The organism is Roseateles saccharophilus, from assembly GCF_031458095.1.
Lineage (GTDB): Bacteria > Pseudomonadota > Gammaproteobacteria > Burkholderiales > Burkholderiaceae_C > Pelomonas > Pelomonas saccharophila_A.
In genome coordinates this window covers 1-4,654 of the sequence record NZ_JAVDXU010000014.1, presented here as the reverse complement: position 1 = coordinate 4,654, position 4,654 = coordinate 1, and the positions used below count along the sequence as shown (strand labels likewise).

The window sequence follows — 4,654 nt, the reverse complement described above, 5'->3', positions numbered from 1 at the left end:
AGGCGGTAGTTCCTGACCCCCAGCGAGGCCATCAGCGCGAAGTCGTCGTCGAAGCGGTGGTAGTGGTCGCAGGCAACGTCCAGGGTGTCGCCGTCATGCACCTTGCCGGGCTGGCGGGAGAAGCGGTCCCAGATGGATTCGCCCTTGCCGTCCTCAAAGGCTGCGCCCTCGATCTGGGCGGCGGCGGCGGCAACGCCGAAGACGAAGTCGGCAGGGAAGGGGCTGGAGTAGGTCAAGGTGTCGATGTCGCTGAAGGCATCGAAGCCCGCCATCGGGGCGGTGGCGACGATGCCTTGGATGAAGTCGGCCAGGAAAGTGCTCGAGTGGGTCATAGCAGTCCTGAATCAAGGGCCGGCACCGTCAGGGTGCCGGCTGAAGTCACGCGCAAAAGCGATTGACGAGGTTCTCCAAGACTTCCTGGCGGCCCGACACGGGGGCCACGTCGGTGTTGGTCTGGAGGACCTGGTCGGCGAGGGCGTCGAGGCTGCGTCGGCCCTGCAGGATGTCCTGGCCGGCGGGGGCGTCCCAGCCGGCGTAGCGGGCGTCGACGGCAGCCTTGAGGCGGCCGTCGTTGATCATCTTTTCTGCAATCAGCAGGGCCTGGGCGCAGACGTCCATGCCGCCGATATGGCCGTGGAAGAGGTCGGCCGCATCGATGCTCTGGCGGCGCACCTTGGCGTCGAAGTTCAGGCCGCCGCTGCCGAGACCACCGGCCTGCAGCACGTGGTACAGCGCGATGGCCGTCTCGGGCACATTGTTGGGGAACTGGTCGGTATCCCAGCCCAGCAGCGGGTCGCCGCGGTTCATGTCCAGGCTGCCCAGGATGCCCAGGGCGCCGGCCGTGGCGATCTCATGCTCGAAGCTGTGGCCCGAGAGGGTCGCGTGGTTGGCCTCGATGTTGACCTTGACCTCTTTCTCCAGGCCGTAGCGCACCAGGAAGCCGTAGACGGTGGCGGTGTCGAAGTCGTACTGGTGCTTGGACGGCTCGCGCGGCTTGGGCTCGATGAGGATGGCCCCCTGGAAGCCGATCTTGTGCTTGTACTCGACCACCATGTTGAGGAAGCGGCCGAGCTGGTCCATCTCCTGGCCCAGGCGCGTGTTCAGCAGGGTCTCGTAGCCCTCGCGGCCGCCCCACAGCACATAGTTCTCGCCACCGAGCTTGAGCGTGGCGTCCATCGCATCGCGCACCTGCAGGGCGGCGAGCTTGAAGATCTCCGGGTCGGGGTTGCTGGCCGCACCCGACATGAAGCGGCGGTGGCTGAACAGATTGGCCGTACCCCACAGCAGCTTCAGTCCGGTGGCCTGCTGCTTCTCGCCGAGCACGTCGACCAGGCGCAGGAAGTTCTCGTGGCTCTCGCGCGGCGAGGCGCCCTCGGGAGCGACGTCGCGGTCATGGAAACAGTAATAGGGCACGCCGAGCTTGGCGAAGAACTCAAAGGCCGCATCGGCCTTGGCCTTGGCGAGTTCCATCGGGCTGCCGCCCTGGAACCAGGGACGCTCGAAGGTCGCACCGCCGAAGGGGTCCAGACCCGTCCAGACAAAGTTGTGCCAGTAGCAGGCGGCAAAGCGCAGATGCTCCTCCATGCGCTTGCCGAGAACCATGCGGTCCTTGTCGTAGTGCTTGAAGGCCAGTTCGTTCGGGCTGTCGGCGCCCTCGTAACGGATGGGCTGGATGTGTTCGAAGTAGCTCGTCATGGTTCAGGCGCCGCGCAGGCGCTGGTAGAGGTCACGGAAGCGCGCCAGGCGGGGAGCCAGGCGGGCATGGCGTTGGGGATCGGGAGAGAAGAGCGCGGCCACGGGCGGGCGGGTGCAGACGGCCTCGACGTCGCCACCCGGACCCAGGCAAGCGAGCCAGCCCAGGCGCGCCGCGCCCAGCGCCCCGCCGGCTTCGCTGCCGGTGTGCAGCACGATGTCGACCTTGAGTGCGTCGGCAATCAACTGGGCCCAGAAGTGGCTGCGCGAGCCGCCGCCCACCAGCGACAGCTGGTGGACCTCGGTGCCTGCGGCCCGCAGCGCGTCCAGTCCGTCGGCCAGGCCGAAGGCCACGCCTTCGAGCACGGCGTAGGTGCAGTCGGCGCGCGTCGTCTGTGCCTTCAGGCCATGGAAGACGCCGGACGCGAACGGGTCGTTGTGCGGCGTGCGTTCGCCGGCCAAGTAGGGCAGGAAAAGGGGCGCATTGACTGCGCTGTCATTTGCCGAAAGCTCAGCCAGCAAAGTGACTTCATCGGCGCCGACGAGGTTGCAGAACCACTTGAAGCAGCTCGCTGCCGACAGCATCACGCTCATCTGGTGCCAGCGCTGGGGCAGGGCATGGCAGAAGGCGTGGACGGCCGAGGCCGGGTTGGGCCGGTAGCGGTCGTTGACGACAAAGAGCACGCCCGAGGTGCCCAGCGAGATGAAGCCGTCACCGGGCTGGGTGGCGCCGATGCCGATGGCGCTGGCGGCGTTGTCGCCCGCACCGCCGGCAATGACGACTTCGGGGCCCAGGCCCCAGGCCTTGGCGAGTTCGGGCTTCAGGATGCCGCTGGGCTGGTTGGCTTCGACCAGGCGCGGCATCTGCGCGCGCGTCAGGCCGCAGGCGGCCAGCAACTCGTCGGACCAGTCGCGGCGCGCGGCATCCAGCCACAGCGTGCCGGCGGCGTCGGAGGGGTCGGAGACCTTGTCGCCGCACAGTTGCAGGCGCAGCCAGTCCTTGGGCAGCAGCACGCTCTCGACGCGCTCAAAGACCTCGGGCTCGTGCTTCTTCACCCACAGCAGCTTCGGGGCGGTGAAGCCCGGCATGGCGAGATTGCCGGCGATGTCGTGCAGGCGTGGCGCGGCGGCGGTGAGCTCGGCGCACTCGGCGTGGCTGCGGCCGTCGTTCCACAGGATGGCGGGGCGCAGCACGCTGTCGGCCTCGCCAAGCAGCACGGCGCCATGCATCTGGCCCGACAGGCCGATGGCGCGCACGGCGGCGAACTCGGCAGGGTGGGCGGCGCGCAGCTTGGAGACGGCGTCGCCGGTGGCGCGCCACCAGTCGGCCGGGTTCTGCTCGGACCACAGAGGCTCCGGCGACGACAGCGTCAACGCGCTGCCGGCCGTGCCGACGATATGGCCCTCGCCGTCAAGCAGCAGCAGCTTGACTTCCGAGGTACCGAGATCGATGCCGAGATACATCAGGCGGTCTCCTTGAGATTGGCGCTCACCACTCGGGCATCGGTCGAGGGCAGCGCTGGGCGGGTCAGGCGGTAGCGGACCAGGGCCGCCGCGCCGAGGGCGACGGCGTTGCTGCCGAAGCAGCTGGTCCGGATGATGGGTTGAGGCGAACTGCCGGCCTCGGCGAAAGCTTTCAGCGTCGCCAGGGCGGGTTGCAGAAAGGGCTCGCCGACGTCGATGGCCGCACCGCCCAGAACGATACAGCCGGGGTCATAGGCGGCGGCCAGGTTCAACAGCAGCATGCCCAGATGGTGGCCAGCGCAGGCCACGGCCTTCAGCGTCGCCGGGTCTTGCCGCTTGAGATGGCGGCGCACCTCGTCGAGCGAGCGCAGGGCCGGGTCCTGCCCTGAGCCGCGCTGCAGGGCGCCGGTTGCGATCAGGGCTTCGGCGCAGCCGCGACGGCCGCAGGAGCAACGCGGGCCGTTGAACTGCAGCACCATGTGGCCGACTTCGCCGGCGTAGCCTCGGCTGCCGTTGAGCAACTGGTCGCCGACGATGACGCCGGCGCCCAGGCCCTGGTTGATGGAGACGTAAATCAGCGGGTTGGCGTCCGGCAAGGGATTGAACTCGAGTTCGCCCAGGGCGGCGACGTCGGCCTCGTTCTGGACGAACAGGGGCAATTGCGCCAGCGGCGTGTTTCGCAAGGCGGCGGTGAGCAGCGCGGCGAAAGGCACGTCACGCCAGCCCAGATTGGGCGCGAACTGCACGATGCCCCCTGGCTGCTGGACACCGCCCGGCAGACCCACGCCGATGCCGACGACCTTGCGTTCGCGCTCGAACTTCGCTTGCAGGTCGAGCAAGGCTTTCGAGAGGCCGGCGATGCAGGCCCCGGCGCTGCGGTCGTCACCGTGTTCGGCGACCACCGAGTCCTGGATCTCTCCCGTCAACGAGGTCGCGACGACACGCACGCTCTCGACGCCGACTTCGGCGCCCAGCAGCAGCAGACGGGTCTCGTCGATGAACAGAGGCGTCGGACGGCGACCCATGTCGCCGGTCGCGACGACGTCGCGCTCGACGATCCAGCCCTGAGAGATCAGGTCGCGGACCGAGGAGCTCACCGTGGACTTGGTGAGCCCGACGGCCGTCGCCAGGTCGGCACGGGATGCTCCAGGGGTGGCGCAGAGATGCCTCACCACGGTCATGCGGTTGATGACCTTGAGCAGTTGTTGGCCACCCTTCGCCAATTCGGCGTGCAATTGTTGTCTCCTCTATTGGTCGGACCTGTATTGTTGTGATTCAATCCGGTCTGACCAAATATTAATTCGAGCGACGGTCGAAGTAAATGCCCCTCGACCTCTCGCTTGCCCTAGTAGGGTCGCTTCAGCGGCCCATCGGAGACAGCAGGAAGCCGACTCATCATGAAATTCACCGACGGACAGTGGATGCTTCAACCCGGCGTCGCCGCGCATTACGCGGCCGAGGCCTATGCCGTTGAAGTCCATCCCGACCGCCTGGTCGT

Annotated in this window: 4 protein-coding genes; all 4 read right to left on the bottom strand. The window is 67.6% G+C overall.

Annotated elements, in window-relative coordinates:
• Nucleotides 1-332: family 1 glycosylhydrolase (locus tag J2X20_RS29445; RefSeq protein ID WP_310273366.1), on the bottom strand; the 332-nt coding region annotated here is incomplete at its 3' end.
• A 46-nt stretch (nt 333-378) separates the two neighbouring features.
• Nucleotides 379-1,695 (bottom strand): xylose isomerase, encoded by a 1,317-nt coding sequence (gene xylA / locus J2X20_RS29440; protein ID WP_310273364.1) that lies wholly within the window; start codon nt 1,693-1,695, stop codon nt 379-381.
• Nucleotides 1,696-1,698: 3 nt separating this feature from the next.
• Complete coding sequence (xylB, locus tag J2X20_RS29435; protein WP_310273361.1) at nt 1,699-3,156, bottom strand: xylulokinase; 1,458 nt, start codon at nt 3,154-3,156, stop codon at nt 1,699-1,701.
• Complete coding sequence (locus tag J2X20_RS29430) at nt 3,156-4,391, bottom strand: ROK family protein (protein WP_310273359.1); 1,236 nt, start codon at nt 4,389-4,391, stop codon at nt 3,156-3,158. The genes xylB and J2X20_RS29430 overlap by 1 nt, the downstream gene beginning before the upstream one ends.
• Nucleotides 4,392-4,654 lie beyond the last annotated feature (263 nt).